The following is an 18,736-nucleotide window of genomic DNA, read 5'->3' as shown; positions in this document are numbered from 1 at the left end:
CAATCAAATTATTCTAAATAGACCGTTGGTCAAAGAATTTTTGATAGGTGATTTTAAATCAACTATATTTAAACCTAACGCATAATAACCAATTAATAACACCTTGAAAAGAAGAGATTTTATAAAAAGTAGTGCCCTATTAGGATTGGCTTCAACAGTGCCGACTTTTGCTATTCATCAAGGATTGAAGAAACAATACAAGGTAGGAATAGTAGGCTATGGTGACAGGGGAAGCGGACTTCATACGGTATTCAATCAAATCCCGGATTTGTTTAAAGTCACGGCCGTATGTGACACATTAAGTTTTCGTACAGATCGAATAAAAAACATTGGAAAAAGTGCAGGTATCAAAGTGTACACTGACCACAAACAAATGGCTGCTGACAAAGATTTGGACATCATTCTGATCAGCACTCCCCTTTCCTTTCACTTCGAACAAGCAAAAACAGCCCTGGAAGCTGGAAAGCATGTGTATCTTGAAAAGGCTATGACCCATACGGCTGCAGAAGCAATCACATTACAAAACCTGGCCTCCAATTATCCTAAACAAGTGATCCAAATAGGACACCAATACAGGTATTCACCATTATATTTCAAAGTAAAGAACTATATCCAATCGGGATATTTGGGAAAGGTCACTCAAATAGAAGTAAGGTGGGACAGAAATCACAATTGGAGAAGACATGTTCCCAATCCAGATTTAGAAAGGCAAATAAATTGGAGAATGTATCATGAATTCTCTGGAGGTTTAGCTGCCGAATTGCTTTCACACCAGATGGACTTTATACACTGGGCTTTTGAAACAAAACCTGATAGTATATTTGCATCTGGTGGAATTGATTTTTTCAAAGATGGCAGGGAAACTTTTGACAATGTGCAGATACTTGCGCGGTACGATGAAGCTGGAATGATTGGGAATTTTGGAGCTACCTGCTCGAATGCCCATGAAGGATATGTATTCAAAATTAGAGGCAACAAAGGAACTGTTTCTCTATTCTTTAATGATGGCTATTTCTATGCTGAAGAAGGCCATATCAGAGAGTTACAAGAAGTTGATGGTGTATCAGGAGCCACCAAACTAAACTGGACAGCTGATAAAAAAGGAATTCGACTGATAGATGAACCTCTGAAAGATGGAAGCTTCTATGCATTGACCGATTTCTACAGGTGTCTAGAAGAGGCAGATATGCCACACGCCAACGTAATGAATGGAGGTTCTACGGCTATTGCAGTTGCCATGGCCAACGAATCACTACTTGACGGAAAGCTAAAGCTCTGGAAAGTCTAAGATTTTCATCAATCAAGTAAGAGAAAAATATAAACCCACATTGTTTATATTTTTCTCTTTTTACTATCATTTTGCTTCTTCTGAAACCATGTCTTCCAAAACAGAGGCAATTTCAGGTAAAGACTCATAAAGCTGCTCATAGCTTTCTATGATGAAGTATTTATCTTGAAATTTATCCTTCCAGTATGGTGTGTTCATGATTTTGCGAACATCATAATCGAAATGTGAAGGCTCATCAGAAAGACTATACTTAGTCTCCCCAGCTGAACTTAAAATACCAGCGCCATAGATCTTGACTTCACCTTGTTCTCTGATCAAACCAAACTCTATAGTAAACCAGTAAATCCGAGATAAAATCTCAATAGCCCACTTGTTCTCGATGTGCTTCAAGGCCAATCCACTCAAGCTCTCAAGGAAATCAACATATGGCTGATTAGTGAGCAAAGGCATATGGGCAAAAGCATCATGAAACATATCTGGCTCTTCAAGATAGTCAAGCTGCTCCATTTTCCTCAACCATGTAGAGGAGCAAAAGCGTTTGTTATTCATCAATCCGAAAAATAAATCATCATCAATAAGCCCCGGAACAACCTGAATAGCCCATCCAGTTGACTTAGCTAATCTACTATTGACATCTTCGAAATCTGCAATCTTATCAGAAGTAAAACCAATCTCCTTGATTCCATCTAAATATGCCTTAGAAGCAGCTTTTGGTAAATTTACAATTTGTCTTTCAAATAGAATCTTCCAAACTTTAAAGTCCTCTTCTGTATAAGCAGCGTAATCCTGCTTCATTTGTTTTAATCGTGGGTCACTGAATACCCAGTCTTTTGCTTTATTGATCATTTATATTTGGGTTATATTATTTAGTCACTATGGTATTGAAACCACGATGCTTCATGGTCAAAGTTAAGCAATCGAATCATTTTTTAAAACACCGTCCACTCGAAGCTAAATTACAGCAATTCAAATGTTTTACGTAAGGCGAATGTCTTCCTTATCTGATCCGCTAGCAAGGAACTCTGAGCAAAATCTAATGTCTGCTGACCATCAGAATAAGCTTTGTCAGGAACTTCATGTGCTTCATAGATAATTCCATCCGCACCAGACATCACGCCTGCAAGTGCCATCTGAGGCACATAAGCTCGGATGCCTATTCCATGTGAGGGATCAACCACCACAGGCAAGTGTGATTTTGCTTTCAGAATAGGAACGGCATTTAGATCCAAAGTGTTTCTACTTGCTTTTTCATAGGTTCTAATCCCTCTTTCACAAAGGATAAGCTTCTCATTTCCCCCAGAAAAAACATACTCAGCTGATTGCAAAAGTTCCTCAATTGTCCCTGAAATCCCTCTCTTGATCATCACAGCTTTGTCTACTTTTCCCAGTTCATCCAAAAGGTTAAAGTTCTGTGTGTTTCTAGCTCCTACTTGGTAGATATCTACATAAGGGTACATTTCTTCGATTTGCGACACTTGCATTACTTCAGTGACGATCTTGATACCAGCCTCTTGAGCCAACTCATACCATAGTTTCAGTCCATCCAAACCTAAGCCTCTAAAGGCATATGGACTAGATCTTGGCTTGAACACACCACCTCTCATCAACTTGATATCGTTCTCTTTTAAGTGGTTGATGACTTTCCTGATCTGATCCTCTGACTCAATAGAACATGGCCCTGCCATGATAGCCATATCACCATCTTTGACAAATATCCCATCACCTAAGTCAATCGAAGTAGGTTTTACCTTCCACTTTTTCGACACCAGCTTATACTCATCTGATACGATATGGATGTCTGCAATTCCTGCTTTTTTCCCTATCCTTCTAATATCAAAGTCAGCTTTACCAATCCCTATCAAGTAATCTCCAAGCTGGGTCTTGACTTCCGTGATTTTATAGCCTATCCCATTGACTTCATCAATTAGGGCTGACTTTTCCTTTTCACTGATACCTTGTTTTAACTGTATGATCATATTTTATTGAATTACAGACTTTATATATTTATGAATAGACGCTTTCAAGTCTACGCTGTTTTTCACAGTTTTGATAAATGCACTACCTATGATAGCCCCATTACTGTATTTGGAAGCATTGGTAAATGTCTCAGCATCAGAAATCCCAAACCCAATCAATCTTGGATTCTTCAAATTCATAGCCTGGACTCTTTTAAAATAAGTGATCTGATCAGCGGTCAAACCTGTCTTTGCTCCAGTGATACTATGTGAGGATACCATGTAGATAAAACCACTAGAATGCTCATCAATCTGACGGATACGCTCCTCACTCGTCTGGGGTGATATCAAAAAGGTATTGCTAAGGCCGTACTTTTCGAACATGTCCTTAAATTCATCCAAATACTGCTGCATGGGTAAATCAGGCAAAATCAAGCCATCTACTCCTACTTCTTGGCATTTTTGAAGAAATCTCTCCATACCATACTGGATAATAGGGTTTAAGTAACCCATCAATACCACAGGAATACTGACAGTATTTCTCATGTCTTTGATTTGGTCAAAAAGCTTCTTCAAGCTCATTCCATTTGCCAATGCAATCATATTGCTATCCTGAATCGTAGGTCCATCAGCAATTGGGTCAGAGTATGGCACTCCTATTTCTATGATATCTGCGCCTGCAGACGCTATGGCTTCCATGGTAGGCATGGTATCATCTATCCCCGGAAATCCTGCCGTAAAATAAATAGATAGTACCCGCTCTTTTTTATTTTCAAATAATGTTTGTAATCGATTCATGTGTAATTTTAGATTGTAGATTGCAGATTGCAGATTTTAGATGCAGGATACAAGAACTAGGACATAAGATTTGAGCGATAAGTTTCTATCATCCAATGATTCAATATCTTACCCTCTACTCCCACACTCTTATTTCTTGTTTCTGGTTTCTTGTTTTTAATCTCTCCTTCACTCGCTTCTCGTCTCCCGCTTCTCTTTCATCTCAATACCCTCCCCATTTGATATAAGTATCCAAATCTTTGTCACCTCTTCCTGACAAGTTGATGACAATCACATCACCTTTTTGGTACTCAATCATATTGAGGGCATGGATGGCATGGGAAGTTTCTATTGCAGGGATAATACCTTCCATTCTACTCAACTCAATCCCAGCTTTCATAGCGTCTTCATCTTCCACGGCTACAAATTCCGCCCTTCCTATATCAAACAAATGTGCATGAACTGGGCCTATACCCGGATAATCTAAGCCCGCCGATATAGAATGAGGTTCCACTACTTGACCATCTTCTGTTTGCATCAAAATCGTCTTACTCCCATGAAGAATCCCTTCAGTTCCAAGCGCTGTAGTGGCAGCCGATTTTCCAGAATTGACTCCTAATCCTGCAGCCTCTGCAGCTACCAACCTGACCTCAGGCGTATTATAATAATGATAAAATGCTCCTGCTGCATTACTTCCTCCACCTACACAAGCTATTACAATATCTGGATTTTCTCTACCCTCCTTTTCTTTAAGCTGACTTTTGATCTCTTCGGAAATCACAGACTGGAACCTGGCTACCATCTCTGGATAAGGATGTGGACCAACCACAGAACCAATGATATAATGTGTGTCTACTGGATTGCTGATCCATTGTCTCATGGCTTCATTGGTAGCATCTTTGAGTGTCTGACTACCTGAAGTAGCTGGCACAACCTTAGCACCCAAAATCCTCATACGCTCTACATTAGGCCTTTGCCTTTGGATATCTAATGCCCCCATGTACACAGTACATTCCAAGCCCATTAAAGCACAAACTGTAGCGGTGGCTACACCATGCTGTCCAGCGCCTGTTTCGGCTATAATCCTTTTTTTTCCAAGCTTTTTGGCTAGGATAATTTGTCCTACTGTGTTATTTACCTTGTGAGCACCTGTATGACAAAGATCTTCTCTTTTGAAATAAATCTTGGCGCCGTACTTCTCAGATATACGCTTGGCAAAATACAATGGTGTGGGCCGTCCAACATAATCCTTGAGCAAAGATTGGAACTCGGTCTGAAACTCCTCTGAAGCCATAATTTGCTCATAGCTATCCTTCAACTCCTCTATATTTGGGTGAAGCATCTCTGGAATGTAGGCTCCGCCAAACTTCCCATAAAAACCCTTTTCATCAACTTTTATCATTGTGATATATTTTTTGATTCAAACTCTTAATTCGTAAGGATTGATTTCAATTCACTTACTTTGGTAACATCCTTTAGGGCTGGAGACAATTCAAATTTAGAATTGACATCCAAGCCTTTCAAATATGGTATCTGATCATGCAGTTCTATTAGCTGATCAGCATGTGTAATATCCAAACCTCCACTAAGCAAAAAGGGTTTTGTAAAAGGGTATCGCTTCAGCAATTCCCAATCAAATGTCTTACCGCTACCCCCATGAGCCGCTGTGAAAGTATCAAATAGTAAGTAATCTACAAAAGGAAGGTATGGCTGTATCGTATTCCACTCTAGTTGTTCTTTGACAGAGAAAACCTTGAACACCTCCACCCCTGTCTCCTCTTTCACTGCCTTTACAAAGTCAACAGATTCACCACCATGAAGCTGTACTGTAGACAGTCCAAATGAATTGATTTTATATTTAATCTCTTCCAATGTGGAATTTACAAAGACACCAACCTTGCTAATTGGAACTTGAGAGATTCTAATGCTAAAATCCTGCGGTACATACCTAGTAGACTTTGGGAAAAAGATCAAACCCATCCAATCTGGATTCACTTTTGCCACCAATTCCTGAATGTTTGTCAGGTTACGCATACCACACACTTTCAGCTTCATTTTTCTTGAATAAAACCTTCTGAAATTAACGCTTTGTTGTAAGCCTTCATGAAGTTGTAGGCTGCTTGATGAGGTCTACTTGATCGCATAAAACTCTCTCCGATCAGGAAACCTGAATACCCAGCCTTTTTCAAGGCAAGCAATGTCTCAGGTTTTGACAGTCCGCTTTCAGAAATTTTCACAAACTGATTTGGAATTTTATTCACCAAATCAAAAGACGTGTCTACAGATACATCAAAGGTTTTCAAGCTGCGATTATTTACCCCCACTAGATCCAATGAATCATTCAGCGAAGATTCAAGTTCCTCTTGATCATGCACTTCCATCAACACTTCCAAACCTAGCGATTTAGCAAATATAGCCAACTCCTCTAATCTTTTGGGCTCCAAAGCTGCCGCTATCAAAAGGATACAGTCTGCACCGATCGACTTTGCTTCTATGATTTGATATTCGTCAATTATAAAATCCTTTCTCAGAATCGGACAAAAGTTAAATTTTCTGGCTTGAATCAAATCTTCATTATTCCCCCCAAAAAACTGCTGATCTGTCAAAATGGACAAAGCTGATGCTCCTGCTTGCATATATCCAATACTTGTAGTTTCTACTTTAGCACTAGCATTGATTACACCTTTGGAGGGTGATTTTCTCTTGAACTCAGCGATAATTCCAGTTCGTTCTGGGTCTGAGACATAAGCTTTCATCGAAACCACATCCGATTGGAAAAAGATACTTCTTTCCAACAATTTGACTGGAATGAGACTGCTCTTTTCAGCGACCTCTTGTTTTTTGTTTGCGATGATTTTATCTAATATATTCATTGATTTATGATTTTATGCAAGTGAAATTGTTTTTTTGGGATTCACAAGAGCTTTGAACTTCTGAAGTGCCTTTCCTGCCAACAAAGAATCCTTGGCCTTTTCTACAGCATCTTGAAAGCTAAGTGTCGGCATTGCTGTATGAAGTGCTGCGGCTGCATTAGCTATCACAACGGCATTTTGCTCATTTGAACCTCTACCCTTCAAGATTTGATCAAAAATCTTTGCAGATTCCTCTATGGTTGAGCCACCTTTGATTTGTTTGGCATTGATCTGAGACAAGCCAATCGCTTCTGGACTATATAGCTTCTCCCCTTGCTGACTGATCATTTTGAAGTCACCAGTCAGTGAAATTTCATCATAGCCATCTATGGCATGAAGAATGCTAAAAAGACCATCTTGATTTTGATACAGATAAGCATAAAGCCTAGCTAGTTCCAAACTGAATACGCCTACAAGCTGCTTTTTTGGAAAACTAGGATTTACCATAGGACCAAGCATATTGAAAAATGTCTTGACACCCAAATCTCTTCTGATAGGACCTACATGCTTCATAGCAGGGTGGAAAAGTGGTGCATGTAAAAAGCAAATACCAGCTTCATCCAAGCTTTTTTTGATTTTCCCGATATCATTGGTAAACTCGTAACCGAAACTTTGGAGCAAATTTGACGAGCCACAAATTGAAGACACCCCTGTGTTTCCATGCTTAGCAACGTTTTGTCCAGCTCCAGCAACTATGAAAGAGGCTAAGGTGGAGATATTAAAAGTATCTTTTCCATCGCCACCAGTACCACACAGATCCATCGCATCATATGCTGCAATATCCACAGGAATACATTGCTCCAGCATGGCTTCTCTAAACCCACCTAGCTCTTCTACTGTCACAGACCTCATCATATACACAGTGAGAAAGGCCGCTATTTGGCTTTGATTGTACTCTCCGGATGTGATTTTGACTAGTACTTCTTTGGCTTGCTCTTTGCCCAATGTGCGATGCTCTATCAAATGGTTCAGTACTTCTTTCATGGTCTATTGGTGATTTTATTAAATGGTTGCAATGTGTATTTGATCATGTCTAGGAAAAGGCAATTAAATATGCTACTTAATACCCCATTGATTCCTAACTTATAACTTCTTGGATTTTGATTGAAAACTATCCTACTTGATACTATTCAGTTGGAACAGCAACTTATGATAAATGATTTCAAACGCTTTAGGGCTAGTTCCACTATCAGGAAAGCCAATTTTTCATCAATTCGATACCATGCTCTGTCAGTACAGATTCTGGATGAAATTGAAGACCGCGTACTTTATAAGCCTTATGCTTAACCGCCATAATCTGTCCATCAGGGGTACGTGCAGTTACTTCCAAGTCAGGGCTCAAAGTTTGTTCATTAATCACCCAAGAGTGGTATCTCCCAATTTTGAATCGCTCTGGTAGCCCTTGGAATAGAAGGTCTGACTTGACAGTAACTTCAGAGGCTAAGCCATGGACTACCTCCGACAAGTTGGTCAGTGACGAACCGAAGGCTTCCCCAATCGCCTGATGTCCTAAGCATATTCCAAGAATATCTTTTGTTGCTGCATATTTTTTTATCAGTTCAGGCATAATCCCCGCTTCTGAAGGCACTCCGGGCCCAGGTGACAAAAGAATCTTATCATATTCAGCAACTTCCTCCACGCTGATTTTATCATTTCTATAAATATCCATTTCATACCCTAAGGTTCTGATGATATACACTAAGTTGTATGTAAAGGAATCGTAATTATCAAGGACAAGTATTTTCATAAGTGATTTTAATCTTGGGAATTTTAAGATTGGTAGATTAGAGGATTACATGGTTGTAAAGTTGGAATTCGAAGACTTTAAGATTGGAGGATTTAAATAAATTACATATTTCTAAATCTTCAAACTTTTTTGGATCCTCCAAATTTTACAATTTTTAAACCTTCAAGTTTCTTTATTTTTTTGAGATTGCTATTCTGAGGTATAGCTAAACCAAACATTTAAACTTTCTTAATCAATTGAATATTGAATTCTATGTAAATAAAAGAGGTATGTCAGGTCATTACTTTTTGGTTTTCTAGATTTCTTCTGCTGCTTTCAGGGCTACTCGGAGGGCTTCTAGCTTGTTGGAGACTTCTTGAAGCTCTGATTGAATGGAGGATTTGGCCACCACACCTGCACCAGCTTGAAATCTAAGCTGATTATTTTCTGACACAAAAGACCTAATCAAAATCGCATGATTAAAGTCTCCTTTGAAGCCCAAGAATCCGATAGCACCACCATAGAACTTCCTAGAAGTATTCTCTAATTCATCAATCAGTTCCATTGCTCTAAACTTAGGTGCTCCAGACAAGGTCCCCGCAGGAAAGGTATCCGCTACAAGTTGTAATGGATTCGCTTGCGCTGGAAGGATTCCAGTGACTTTGGATACCAAATGAATAACGTGAGAATAATACTGTATTTCTTTAAACACCTCTACTTCTACTTTTGAAGAAGATCTACTAAGATCATTTCTAGCCAAATCTACCAGCATGACATGCTCCGAATTTTCCTTTGGATCATCATACAGCTTCATAGCAAGGCTTGCATCCGCTTGATCATTGCCTGTACGTTTGAATGTACCAGCTATTGGATAAATTGTTGCTTTATTGTTTTTGACCACAATCTGCGCCTCAGGAGAGCTTCCAAAAACCTTGAATGAACCATAATCAAAATAGAATAAATATGGTGAAGGATTAACCGAACGTAAGGCCCTGTAGACATTGAACTCGTCACCTTTGAACTTGGTGGTGAAATTCCTGGACAAAACGATCTGAAAAACATCTCCTCTAAAGCAATGCTCTTGTCCCTTTTTGAGAATATCTAGGAACTCAACATCCGTATAGTTTGATTGCTCTTCTCCTACTAAATTAAAGCTGTAAGAAGGTATATTTTTGTTTTTAAGCAAAGTTTCTATTTCACCCAACACTGGCTTCATCTCCAATCCTTCCACAGTATGTTCTATCAGATGCATTTCATTTTTGAAATGGTCTACCACTATCACGTGCTGGTAGACGGCATAATGCATCATCGGAATAGAAGATTCCTTTGTATTTGAAAGCTTGATATCTTCAAAACTCGCTACAGTATCATACTGCATATAACCAAATAGCCCATTGGTGATAAACTTATAATCTTGAGTAGAAGCTTCAAACTTTGCCGAAAACGCCCTCAAACTGTCTATCAATTTCTGCTCCTGGTTCAATTGAACATGTTGAGGGGATTCTCCTGGGAGCTTCTCTGTGATAAGTTTACCATCAAAAGAAAAAGATGCCAAAGGATTGAAACAGACATAAGAATAACTATTCTCCTGTCCGTGATAATCCGAACTTTCCAAAAGAATTGGATTGGCGTACCTATCTCTGATTTGGAGATAGATTGATACTGGAGTGATAGTGTCTGCGAGTAACTTCTTATGTTGCGTATTCAGTTTGATTTGAGCCATAGGTGGTTGCAATGCTGTTTGAGATTTTGGAATAAAAAAAGGCTTACCGGGGAAAACCAGCAAGCCTCAATATTTCTTTTACAAGTATAGATATTAGACAATAGCAATAGGTTCTTCCCCTAGAAAAGAATTCAAATGCCACCACCAATATTTTGCTTGATTGTATTTCATAACCATTAAGATGGCTCAAATATAGAAACAGCAAATTGAATGACAAAAGTCAAAGCAAAAAAATCAAGATATTTTTTTATCGAACCTAAATTTTGACATGAATTTTAAACCTGAAAAATAGAAAATTTTGAATCAGCACATAGAATTCTAAGAAACTGGAATAAACTCATTGGTCTACTTTTCGGGAAAATCATGATTTTACGATTTTTCTTTAGACCTTTGTCTATATCTACTGTGTGAATACTCAAATTGTGACTGCCTATAGTTTTAATCGATAATAATTGAATAATCAAACGCTTAGCCAGAAAAAAACAGAAAGTCTCTCAAATAAGATAGTTATGAAGCAACTTTTACTAATTGTGACATTTTTTATTTCTATAACTTTTGCTTTTGGTCAGACAATCAGCCGGATAGATGGCAGTATAATACCTGTGGATAGTTTGAATACAAAAATTGAAGACTTGATGGAAACTGCAAATGTTTCAGGAATAGCTATATCTGTATTTAACAACAATCAACCTGTTTTCAGCAAAACTTACGGACTAGCGAATGTCAAAGAAAACATTCCTATGCACCAGTCCTCAGTCTTGTATGCAGCATCATTTGCTAAAATGGTATTTGCTTATATCACCATGCAGTTGGTACAAGAAAAGGTAATTGACCTTGATAGGCCACTTGTAGAATACTTAAGCAAGCCCTTACCCGATTATAAAATTAATGGCTGGAATAGAGGGTACCAAGACCTAAAGGATGATGAACGATACAAGAAAATCACAGGCCGAATGTGCTTAATGCATATGACAGGCTTTCCAAATTGGCGTTGGCTAGAAGCAGACAATAAGCTTAAATTCAAGTTTGAGCCAGGTACTCGTTACAGTTATTCGGGTGAAGGACTTTATTTACTTCAATTTGTTATTGAACAAATAACTGGCAAAGACTATGAAAGCATTTCTCAGGAAAGGGTTTTTAAACCATTAGGTATGAGGAATTCAAGTCAAGTTTGGCAAACTCGTTTTGATACAAATATTTGTCTTGGCCACAACCCATTAGGAGAGCCTTATGAATTGATGAAATGGGAAGAAGCTAGTGCTGGTGGATCAATGAGTACTACTTTGGAAGACTTTAATAAGTTTTACACAACTTTAATAAGCAACAAAGGACTTTCCAAAAAAAGCTTTAAAGCAATGACAACCACACAAGTAAGAATAAAATCAAGAGCTCAGTTTGGCCCGCTTTCAAAAGAAGACAGTACTGACAATGATGATATTCAATTAGGATATGGTTTAGGAGTAGGGACTTTTAAAACACCTTATGGCAGGGCATTTTTCAAGGAAGGACATGATGATGGTTGGGGGCATTATTCAATTTGCTTTCCTAAGAAAAAAATTGCGATTGTCATAATGACAAACAATGATAACGGTGAAAGTATTTTTAAAGAACTTTTGGAATACAGCATTGGAGATACATTCACTCCTTGGCGTTGGCAGAATTACATTCCCTATGATCAAAAAAAATAATTTATTTAAAGTGGTTTTGAAAGAAGTATTTATCCATAAAAGAAAAAACATGTCAGCAATAGTAAGGTATTTCAAGAGAACATTTGACGATTATAAGGTATTGGTAAAAGTAAATCCGGAGGATTATACTGGAACAGAGCTGATCATACACCCTGATGGCAAAATCGAAAAAACTGAAATGGAGTTTGATGAAGAAATTTTTGAAGACTTAGCCGTAGATGAATTCGAAGAGTCAGGCGCAATGGAATTTAATCTCTACGTGGCTAATCTCAAATGAAGATTTCCAAAACACTAATTGAAAAAACCCTTGAAATGAGCTGTTCTCTCTTCAAGGGTCTTTTCTATACAATTATTGTTGGTTACCTACTGGAGGTGCGGCTGGCATCCAGCCTGGTGTTAATTCTCTTTCCTCTACTTTGATCAATGTGCCGTTTTCAAAAGTAGCCAAAACATAGAATCGGTCTCCCCTATCAAGTCTATACACTTTTAAAGGTCCTTCCATGTTACTCAATACAGCTGCTCTGTTTTGTCTCAAAAACTGACCTTCTGACATCCCCTCTCTGAATTCATGCCTAGGGGTAAAAACCGCACATGATCCTAACAAAAACACAGTAAATACAAAAACAATTGATTTTTTCATAGTTTGATTTCTTTTGTTCCAAAAATCGACAAAAACTTTGCCATACTTTTTCAATCTGACATTGAGCTGTTTAGATTTTGAATTAGAATATTCTAATATCCACTTTTGGAATAGCAGAAAATTGACTTACCTTTGTGACGGCGGTACGACCAGCTCCTGCTGAATCCCCCAGGTCCGGAAGGGAGCAAGGGTAGGCGGTTGTAGCGGTGCGATACCGCCTCTTTTTTTTCTCACCTACCAAGTCTCCTATTATCAGCTTTTTTTAATTTCAATCTTGCTTACACTTCCTTTTCCTTCTTGACAATCTTCACAGCGGTACCACTAGCTGTCACCATCAGCATACCATCACGGATTGTTTCATAATCTAGATCAATGCCCACAATGGCATTGCCTCCAAAAGCATTTGCTTGCATCTGCATTTCAGTCATGGCTGTGGTCTTTGCTTCACGTAACACCCGCTCATAAGCTCCTGATCTACCTCCAACTATATCTGTGATACTGGCAAAAAAGTCTTTGAATAAATTGGCTCCTATGATGGTTTCACCAGTGACTACACCTAGGTATTCTTTGATTTCATATCCTTCCAGGGATGGGGTTGTTGATACTATCATATTTATTGCGTTTAATGGAAATTTGTTCTTTTTCACGTACAATTTAGCACCCTGGTTTCCATTTATGAATGCTATCGGTGAAATTTCGGTGTATAATCAGAAATACTACCGAAGCTTGGCTATAACACAAAACAATTTTTGTAAAATCTTTTTGAAGCTGATATAATAGACAAAACTCAACACAAGTGGTATTCATCAAAATTTAAAGAGTTTATTCTCCTGATAGCGATTTTCAGCACATCCAAATTAATAGATTTAAAATAAACATACTATCTTTTATTCAACTGCTCCAGTCCTCCATCTATGGCAGCTCTATCTTCAGCAGCAAACCCTTCTCATTAGTCTACTTCATCTTCAATGTTAAAATCATCCAAATGCTACTTTCTTTCTGGAAAACTATCACACCAATCCTTGATGAACAGCTTGCAACAAATAGCCACAAAGCAAAGCGCCATAAGTTCCCACAGCATATCCTAATACAGCCATCAAAACTCCTACTGGAGCAAGTGCGGGATTGAAAGCTGAAGCCACAATAGGTGCAGATGCAGCTCCTCCTACATTAGCTTGTGAACCTACTGCAACAAAAAAGAATGGGGCTTTGATAAGAAAAGCGACAAGCAACATGATCAATACATGGAAAATCATCCAAATAATCCCAATCAAAAAGAATAGTGGATTATCAAAAATTGCCATAAGATCCATTTGCATACCTATAGTAGCTACTAAAACATAAAGCATCACAGAGCCCAATCGTGAAGCTCCAGCTCCTTCTAGCGCCCTGGCTTTGGTGAAGGATAATACCAAACCTCCAGTGGTAGCCAATACCACAATCCAGAAAAACGTAGAATCCAATGAATAATCACTCAAAGCTGGATAATGCTCCCCTATATATGGTGCAACATAATCGGCTATCAAATGAGCTATAGCTGTGATTCCAAATCCCAAACCTAATATCTTCATGGTATCTGCCATGGTTGGAATCTTTAAAATTCCTGCCCTATATTTCTCCACTTTTTCCTGAAGCTCTTTGATAGCTGAACTATCCGCTTTGAATAACTTATCGATTTTTTCTGGTTTAGCTGCCCAGTAAAGCAATACAGCCATCCATACATTGGCAACTAGGACATCCACGGCGATCATTTGTGAGAACAAAGTCGGACCCGCACCAAATACTTCAAGCATAGCTGTCTGATTTGCACCACCACCAATCCAGCTTCCAGCTATAGTTGATAAGCCTCGCCAGATTTCATCTGGACCTACTCCACCAAGAATTTCTGGATGAATCACAGAAATTATAAACAACGCCATAGGACCTCCAAGCACAATCCCCATGGTACCTGCCAAAAACATAATCAATGCTTTCGGCCCCAATTTTAAAATCCCTTTGAAATCTATGCTCAAAGTCAATAACACCAATGAAGTTGGCAATAAATACCTTGAGGCCATAAAATACAATTGAGAATATTCTCCTGAAATCAGCCCTACTGAATTGAGAATCGCAGGAATAAAGTAGCAAAGTAAGATCGAAGGAACTATCCTGTAAAACTTCATCCAAAATGGATTCTTACTAGAGGATGTGGAGAAAACTAAAGCCAAAATGGCCACTAAAATACCAAAAACTACTGCATCATTGGTCAAGAAAGGTGTCTCTTCTATCATTATATTGGGGCTAATTGAAATACATAAATACATCAAATGCCCGAAAAATCAAACTTTTACATTTTCCCAAAGGTACATAAACTCTCCGAGCATCATGGCAGTAGCTCCCCATACCATTTCGCTATCAATATCAAAATAAGGTGCTTGTAGCTTGTAATTTCCCCTAACCACAATTTCTCCTTCTTTCCTGATTTTCTTATCAATGAGTTGATTGACTTGGCACTGTATGATTCGATCTACTTCATAAGGGTCTGGAACAAATTTAGGTTTCTGGTTGATAAAACCGAGATATGGCCTAACTAAAAAATTACTAGGAGGTATAAACAAATCTGATAAATTACCTATCAACTCGACTTTCGCCGCATCTACTCCAATCTCCTCTTCTGCTTCTCTCAGCGCAGTAAAGCTCAGGTCTGCATCAGTATCATCCCATTTGCCACCAGGAAGTGCCACCTGACCGCCATGAGGTCCATCATAACTTGGTCTTTTGATAAAAGGGACGAAAGCATTTGATTTATCTGGATAAAAAAGTATCAATACCGCACCTTTTCTCACATCATCAGGCACCATATTTCCAAATCGTGACTCATCTACAGGTCTTGGTGACATCGAAAGCTGTCCCACTCTCCCTGGAAGCGGACTTTCTAACATCTTTTGCACCCTTTCGATCACTTTCTCAAACTCCATCTGATTGTTTTTCTACTGAAAACCTCTTGGTTAAAAACCCTTCTCGCCTGTAATCATCTGTCGTAAGGTTTGACTCATATTGATGAATCAATTGACTCTCAGGATAAATGATCCATGCTTTGGGAGATACACCTGCGTCACTTTCAAAGTGACCTACCACTAAGAGTGCCTCTGAATTTAACCATATGGCATCTTCGAATGCTCCAGAAGGTCCTATAAAAAGAAGCCTTTCTCGCATCCCATCAGAACGAAAATAGGTAACTTCAGAATCAGGGTTAAAATATGGCTTACCCTCTTCTGGGAAGGTGATTTTATAGCTATAAATATCTACAGTTCCCTTTCCATCTGGCTGATCTTTTAGATAAGCAAAAAAAGCGTTCCCCTTAGTGATGAAATTCTCTTCAGGCCTTTCTATGGTCTCTATACTATCTACTCTAGATAGCTTGAAATCATGCAGGTCAAAACCCGGAACTTGCCGCTTCCAATGAGCTGTCCATTCTGTGAGTTGTTGGAATCCATTCTCTAACAATTGCTTTTCTTCCAAAGACTCCTCCCCCGTTATAGTAGCATCTAAAGATGTCTCTTCATTAGACGATCCACACGACCACACAAGTAGCATAAGGTAAGCCATGAAAGTGAATTGGATGAGTTTAAATTGGCGCATATGAGTGTTAACAATGAGAATACGAAAAAAGTGTAAATTCTTTAGAAATCAAAAAAGGTTTGGACATTGCCCAAACCTTTTTTATCTCTCAAACCTATTAAACCTATTGTAGATATTCAGTATGTGAATAACATGGCGGAAAGGTAGAAAATGTTTTTTTATTGTACAAGCAATCGATTGCGAAAATTTTATTTTGTGTATAAAAATAGTTTCATTCGTTGAAAACCATGTCAATTTCGCTAAAAAACATTACAAAAAGTGCTCCTACAAGCTCAAGTATTTTGGGAAAGAAAACGCAAAATATCTTTTAACCCTTTTATGGATAAAATCCACCTTTGGTAAAAGTAAGTTAACATTACATTAATTTGATTGAAAAAACCTTATTCACTTAAATAAGCCCAACTTTATTCATAGAAGTTGTTTTTTTAATGGTATTCATGAATGCTTTGCATTTGTTTTTCTTATACAAGAATGGATATCCTTCACGATTTTCATAGGGAATACCTTTTCTATCACATAACAATTGATTCAGACAGCATTCTTGAATACAAATTAAAATTGATCCATCATGAGCAATCTGAAAGATTTACAGCCTGTCCTGTTTTGGGATACGTTTCTCCTGCGTAACAAGACAGTTTGTGAGAGGTTTGTGCGTAGGATTCTCCTTTACGACACTTTGCAATGACTTTTAAACCTTACTGATTAGTTTATATATTTCTGGTAGCCTATGATTGAAATAGTCTGGTACTTGATCAATCATGAGCACCATTTCTCCATTTTCAACTTGCAAAATATTGGTATACACATCATTTTGTTTTGAATTATTCACGAACAAAACATTGTCAAAAAAATTATAATGTAAGTTTACATTTTTGTAGCCAGCTTTCCATTTTAGCTCAATGGTTTTATTATCAACAAAGTGACCTTTGAATTCTGTCCTTACTTGAATCCTGTGTTTAGCAATATCCTGGCCGGCTAAGCAAAAGAAAATTAAATTTAGTTTGTAGCCATTTTCTTTAAATTTTCGCGGCCAAAAAATGGGGAGTGAATCAAAATTAGTCTCGTAACAAAAATCCATTTTTTTGAAATAGACGCTTCAATTATAGTCTCAAATTCCTTTGAGGTCTGATCTTTAGCAAATTTTTCTCTCAATTCGCTATCGGGAAGACTATTGTAATGCTCCAAAAATATCCTGTCATAATCGAAAGAGATTAACCCTTCGGGTAAAAATGATGTGGCAAAAGTTGACTTTCCCGCACCATTGCATACCGCAATCACTGTCAAATTATGAATTGGTTTTTAGGGCACTTATAAGCTCTTTACTCAACTTACCCTCTTTTTTTCGAATTTGAAACAGCTCTTCTCTAGGAATAACTTGACTATTCAGGATATTCCTAGCTTTACTCATTTGTTGAGCAACATTGATCCCAGTTATTAATTTTTCTTTACACATATTATAAAGTAACAAATTTTACTGCAAATTTATTCAATTAAAACATACTCTCTGAGCTATTTGCCATTTCATAAAACTTGGAATGATAAACCAAGTGTTTCCCGAACCACAAAAGGAAGTTTGATAAGACCACACTCAACACCCAAAAACAGTCAGGTTGATAGTGTTTAAGTCAGGAATCGGATAAATTATGAACCTGAGTATCCAACTCCTCTTAATTTACTTACAGGATCTAAGAAATCAATCATTGGTTCAGGGGCAAACTAGAAAACCAACCCAAATAATGGGTAGGGCGATAAGATCCTCAAACCAAAAGCCCCTCTTAATACAACCAAAAGCTAAAATAGACGTATGCACCAATCAGGGCTCATCAATAGGGGTCCATAACAAAGACTTTTCTCTGTTATGATAAATTTTGAGCTTAATTGTTTTTTATTTCAGTTTAGCGTTTAAATTTTTACTTTTCACTAATATTCGGAAGTCTTTTATATTTTCACCAAATGACTCTTTTGGTAAAACATTAGCTACTTGTCTGTTTTGGTAAATCAATATCCAATCCTTTAATTCTTTAATCTCATATGTCTTCCCCCAATCCAATTCAGAATTGAAAGTTTCTCCGGTAATTTTAATTTTCTCGCTAGTGAATTCATAAAAACCTTCTACCACTAAAATTAGATTCACTTTTTAAAACTTGAATTTTCAATAGACACAATTTGGAATATTAAATAGATTGTTAGAATTTCGATTAAGTTGAAACATTTGAAATGTGTTTTAAGATGAAGAAATTCATACAAATAAAAGCCTACTTTTAGATCAATTTCTGAAAAGCGGTACAAGTTATCAATTAATAGCTGGGTCTTGAAACACTTTTTATGAATTGGTTACTGGTATCCATTTGGATTTCTATTTAAAAATCTAGGCACCTTCATTTTGATAATTGATTTTAGAATAAT

At 37.7% G+C, this 18,736-nt stretch carries 19 protein-coding genes and 1 other RNA gene; 4 read left to right on the top strand and 16 right to left on the bottom strand.

Annotated features, from left to right (window positions below):
• The first annotated feature begins 103 nt into the window (after positions 1 to 103).
• Entirely contained in the window at positions 104 to 1,288 is a 1,185-nt protein-coding gene (locus MM239_RS07820; RefSeq protein WP_241347642.1) for a Gfo/Idh/MocA family protein, read from the top strand.
• 66 nt (positions 1,289 to 1,354) lie between these two features.
• Here the strand turns inward: MM239_RS07820 and MM239_RS07815 are convergent, their stop codons facing one another.
• The 9 genes from MM239_RS07815 to MM239_RS07775 form a co-directional block, all read right to left on the bottom strand.
• Positions 1,355 to 2,134, bottom strand: a complete 780-nt coding sequence (locus MM239_RS07815) for a phenylalanine 4-monooxygenase (protein ID WP_241347641.1) — start codon at positions 2,132 to 2,134, stop codon at positions 1,355 to 1,357.
• Between the two features lie 110 nt (positions 2,135 to 2,244).
• On the bottom strand, positions 2,245 to 3,264 hold the full coding sequence (aroF, locus tag MM239_RS07810) for a 3-deoxy-7-phosphoheptulonate synthase (protein WP_241347640.1): 1,020 nt from the start codon (positions 3,262 to 3,264) through the stop codon (positions 2,245 to 2,247).
• 3 nt (positions 3,265 to 3,267) lie between these two features.
• Positions 3,268 to 4,041: a tryptophan synthase subunit alpha gene (trpA, locus tag MM239_RS07805; protein WP_241347639.1), complete on the bottom strand. Its 774-nt coding sequence runs from the start codon at positions 4,039 to 4,041 to the stop codon at positions 3,268 to 3,270.
• A gap of 202 nt (positions 4,042 to 4,243) precedes the next feature.
• Positions 4,244 to 5,422: a tryptophan synthase subunit beta gene (gene trpB, locus MM239_RS07800; protein WP_241347638.1), complete on the bottom strand. Its 1,179-nt coding sequence runs from the start codon at positions 5,420 to 5,422 to the stop codon at positions 4,244 to 4,246.
• A 26-nt stretch (positions 5,423 to 5,448) separates the two neighbouring features.
• The gene (locus tag MM239_RS07795) at positions 5,449 to 6,054 is read right to left on the bottom strand and encodes a phosphoribosylanthranilate isomerase (protein WP_241347637.1); all 606 of its coding nucleotides are present in this window, start codon (positions 6,052 to 6,054) and stop codon (positions 5,449 to 5,451) included.
• Between the two features lie 17 nt (positions 6,055 to 6,071).
• Entirely contained in the window at positions 6,072 to 6,893 is an 822-nt protein-coding gene (trpC, locus tag MM239_RS07790) for an indole-3-glycerol phosphate synthase TrpC (protein WP_241347636.1), read from the bottom strand.
• A 12-nt stretch (positions 6,894 to 6,905) separates the two neighbouring features.
• On the bottom strand, positions 6,906 to 7,916 hold the full coding sequence (gene trpD / locus MM239_RS07785) for an anthranilate phosphoribosyltransferase (protein WP_241347635.1): 1,011 nt from the start codon (positions 7,914 to 7,916) through the stop codon (positions 6,906 to 6,908).
• A 205-nt stretch (positions 7,917 to 8,121) separates the two neighbouring features.
• The gene (locus MM239_RS07780; protein ID WP_241347634.1) at positions 8,122 to 8,679 is read right to left on the bottom strand and encodes an anthranilate synthase component II; all 558 of its coding nucleotides are present in this window, start codon (positions 8,677 to 8,679) and stop codon (positions 8,122 to 8,124) included.
• 295 nt (positions 8,680 to 8,974) lie between these two features.
• Positions 8,975 to 10,381, bottom strand: coding sequence for an anthranilate synthase component I family protein (locus tag MM239_RS07775; RefSeq protein ID WP_241347633.1), 1,407 nt, complete (start codon positions 10,379 to 10,381; stop codon positions 8,975 to 8,977).
• A gap of 509 nt (positions 10,382 to 10,890) precedes the next feature.
• On the opposite strand from MM239_RS07775, the gene MM239_RS07770 reads away from it, so the two are divergent.
• Both MM239_RS07770 and MM239_RS07765 read left to right on the top strand, forming a co-directional pair.
• Positions 10,891 to 12,069 carry a serine hydrolase domain-containing protein gene (locus MM239_RS07770; RefSeq protein WP_241347632.1) on the top strand — a complete coding sequence of 393 codons (1,179 nt, stop codon included), beginning with the start codon at positions 10,891 to 10,893 and terminating at the stop codon, positions 12,067 to 12,069.
• Between the two features lie 49 nt (positions 12,070 to 12,118).
• The gene (locus tag MM239_RS07765) at positions 12,119 to 12,346 is read left to right on the top strand and encodes a hypothetical protein (protein WP_241347631.1); all 228 of its coding nucleotides are present in this window, start codon (positions 12,119 to 12,121) and stop codon (positions 12,344 to 12,346) included.
• 72 nt (positions 12,347 to 12,418) lie between these two features.
• On the opposite strand, the gene MM239_RS07760 is transcribed toward MM239_RS07765, so the two are convergent.
• Positions 12,419 to 12,709: a hypothetical protein gene (locus tag MM239_RS07760; protein ID WP_241347630.1), complete on the bottom strand. Its 291-nt coding sequence runs from the start codon at positions 12,707 to 12,709 to the stop codon at positions 12,419 to 12,421.
• A 136-nt stretch (positions 12,710 to 12,845) separates the two neighbouring features.
• Between MM239_RS07760 and ffs the strand changes: the two genes are divergently transcribed.
• Positions 12,846 to 12,934, top strand: an RNA gene (ffs, locus tag MM239_RS07755) — signal recognition particle sRNA small type.
• Between the two features lie 53 nt (positions 12,935 to 12,987).
• Here ffs and MM239_RS07750 read toward each other — a convergent pair.
• From MM239_RS07750 to MM239_RS07725, 6 genes are all read right to left on the bottom strand, one after another.
• Entirely contained in the window at positions 12,988 to 13,320 is a 333-nt protein-coding gene (locus MM239_RS07750; protein WP_241347629.1) for a YbjQ family protein, read from the bottom strand.
• Between the two features lie 399 nt (positions 13,321 to 13,719).
• Entirely contained in the window at positions 13,720 to 14,979 is a 1,260-nt protein-coding gene (locus MM239_RS07745) for a DUF819 family protein (protein ID WP_241347628.1), read from the bottom strand.
• A gap of 48 nt (positions 14,980 to 15,027) precedes the next feature.
• Positions 15,028 to 15,666, bottom strand: coding sequence for an NUDIX hydrolase (locus MM239_RS07740; RefSeq protein ID WP_241347627.1), 639 nt, complete (start codon positions 15,664 to 15,666; stop codon positions 15,028 to 15,030).
• Positions 15,656 to 16,297 (bottom strand): bifunctional isocitrate dehydrogenase kinase/phosphatase, encoded by a 642-nt coding sequence (locus tag MM239_RS07735; protein ID WP_241347626.1) that lies wholly within the window; start codon positions 16,295 to 16,297, stop codon positions 15,656 to 15,658. The genes MM239_RS07740 and MM239_RS07735 overlap by 11 nt, the downstream gene beginning before the upstream one ends.
• Before the next feature lie 721 nt (positions 16,298 to 17,018).
• Positions 17,019 to 17,408, bottom strand: coding sequence for a hypothetical protein (locus MM239_RS07730; RefSeq protein WP_241347625.1), 390 nt, complete (start codon positions 17,406 to 17,408; stop codon positions 17,019 to 17,021).
• An 807-nt stretch (positions 17,409 to 18,215) separates the two neighbouring features.
• Positions 18,216 to 18,464, bottom strand: a complete 249-nt coding sequence (locus MM239_RS07725) for a YcxB family protein (RefSeq protein ID WP_241347624.1) — start codon at positions 18,462 to 18,464, stop codon at positions 18,216 to 18,218.
• Positions 18,465 to 18,736: the final 272 nt, after the last annotated feature.

The sequence above is a fragment of the Belliella filtrata genome, assembly GCF_022549775.1.
In the GTDB taxonomy this organism is placed as follows: Bacteria; Bacteroidota; Bacteroidia; order Cytophagales; family Cyclobacteriaceae; genus Belliella; species Belliella filtrata.
The sequence above is the reverse complement of the archived record's forward strand: the minus strand, read 5'-3'. Positions and strand labels throughout refer to the sequence as shown.

Excerpts from the sequence above, each read along its gene's own strand:
- MM239_RS07815 (WP_241347641.1), bottom strand. The coding sequence starts at position 2,134 with ATGATCAATAAAGCAAAAGACTGGGTATTCAGTGACCCACGATTAAAA.
- aroF (WP_241347640.1), bottom strand. The coding sequence starts at position 3,264 with ATGATCATACAGTTAAAACAAGGTATCAGTGAAAAGGAAAAGTCAGCC.
- trpA (WP_241347639.1), bottom strand. The coding sequence starts at position 4,041 with ATGAATCGATTACAAACATTATTTGAAAATAAAAAAGAGCGGGTACTA.
- trpB (WP_241347638.1), bottom strand. The coding sequence starts at position 5,422 with ATGATAAAAGTTGATGAAAAGGGTTTTTATGGGAAGTTTGGCGGAGCC.
- MM239_RS07795 (WP_241347637.1), bottom strand. The coding sequence starts at position 6,054 with ATGCGTAACCTGACAAACATTCAGGAATTGGTGGCAAAAGTGAATCCA.
- trpC (WP_241347636.1), bottom strand. The coding sequence starts at position 6,893 with ATGAATATATTAGATAAAATCATCGCAAACAAAAAACAAGAGGTCGCT.
- trpD (WP_241347635.1), bottom strand. The coding sequence starts at position 7,916 with ATGAAAGAAGTACTGAACCATTTGATAGAGCATCGCACATTGGGCAAA.
- MM239_RS07780 (WP_241347634.1), bottom strand. The coding sequence starts at position 8,679 with ATGAAAATACTTGTCCTTGATAATTACGATTCCTTTACATACAACTTA.
- MM239_RS07775 (WP_241347633.1), bottom strand. The coding sequence starts at position 10,381 with ATGGCTCAAATCAAACTGAATACGCAACATAAGAAGTTACTCGCAGAC.
- MM239_RS07770 (WP_241347632.1), top strand. The coding sequence starts at position 10,891 with ATGAAGCAACTTTTACTAATTGTGACATTTTTTATTTCTATAACTTTT.
- MM239_RS07765 (WP_241347631.1), top strand. The coding sequence starts at position 12,119 with ATGTCAGCAATAGTAAGGTATTTCAAGAGAACATTTGACGATTATAAG.
- MM239_RS07760 (WP_241347630.1), bottom strand. The coding sequence starts at position 12,709 with ATGAAAAAATCAATTGTTTTTGTATTTACTGTGTTTTTGTTAGGATCA.
- MM239_RS07750 (WP_241347629.1), bottom strand. The coding sequence starts at position 13,320 with ATGATAGTATCAACAACCCCATCCCTGGAAGGATATGAAATCAAAGAA.
- MM239_RS07745 (WP_241347628.1), bottom strand. The coding sequence starts at position 14,979 with ATGATAGAAGAGACACCTTTCTTGACCAATGATGCAGTAGTTTTTGGT.
- MM239_RS07740 (WP_241347627.1), bottom strand. The coding sequence starts at position 15,666 with ATGGAGTTTGAGAAAGTGATCGAAAGGGTGCAAAAGATGTTAGAAAGT.
- MM239_RS07735 (WP_241347626.1), bottom strand. The coding sequence starts at position 16,297 with ATGGCTTACCTTATGCTACTTGTGTGGTCGTGTGGATCGTCTAATGAA.
- MM239_RS07730 (WP_241347625.1), bottom strand. The coding sequence starts at position 17,408 with ATGGATTTTTGTTACGAGACTAATTTTGATTCACTCCCCATTTTTTGG.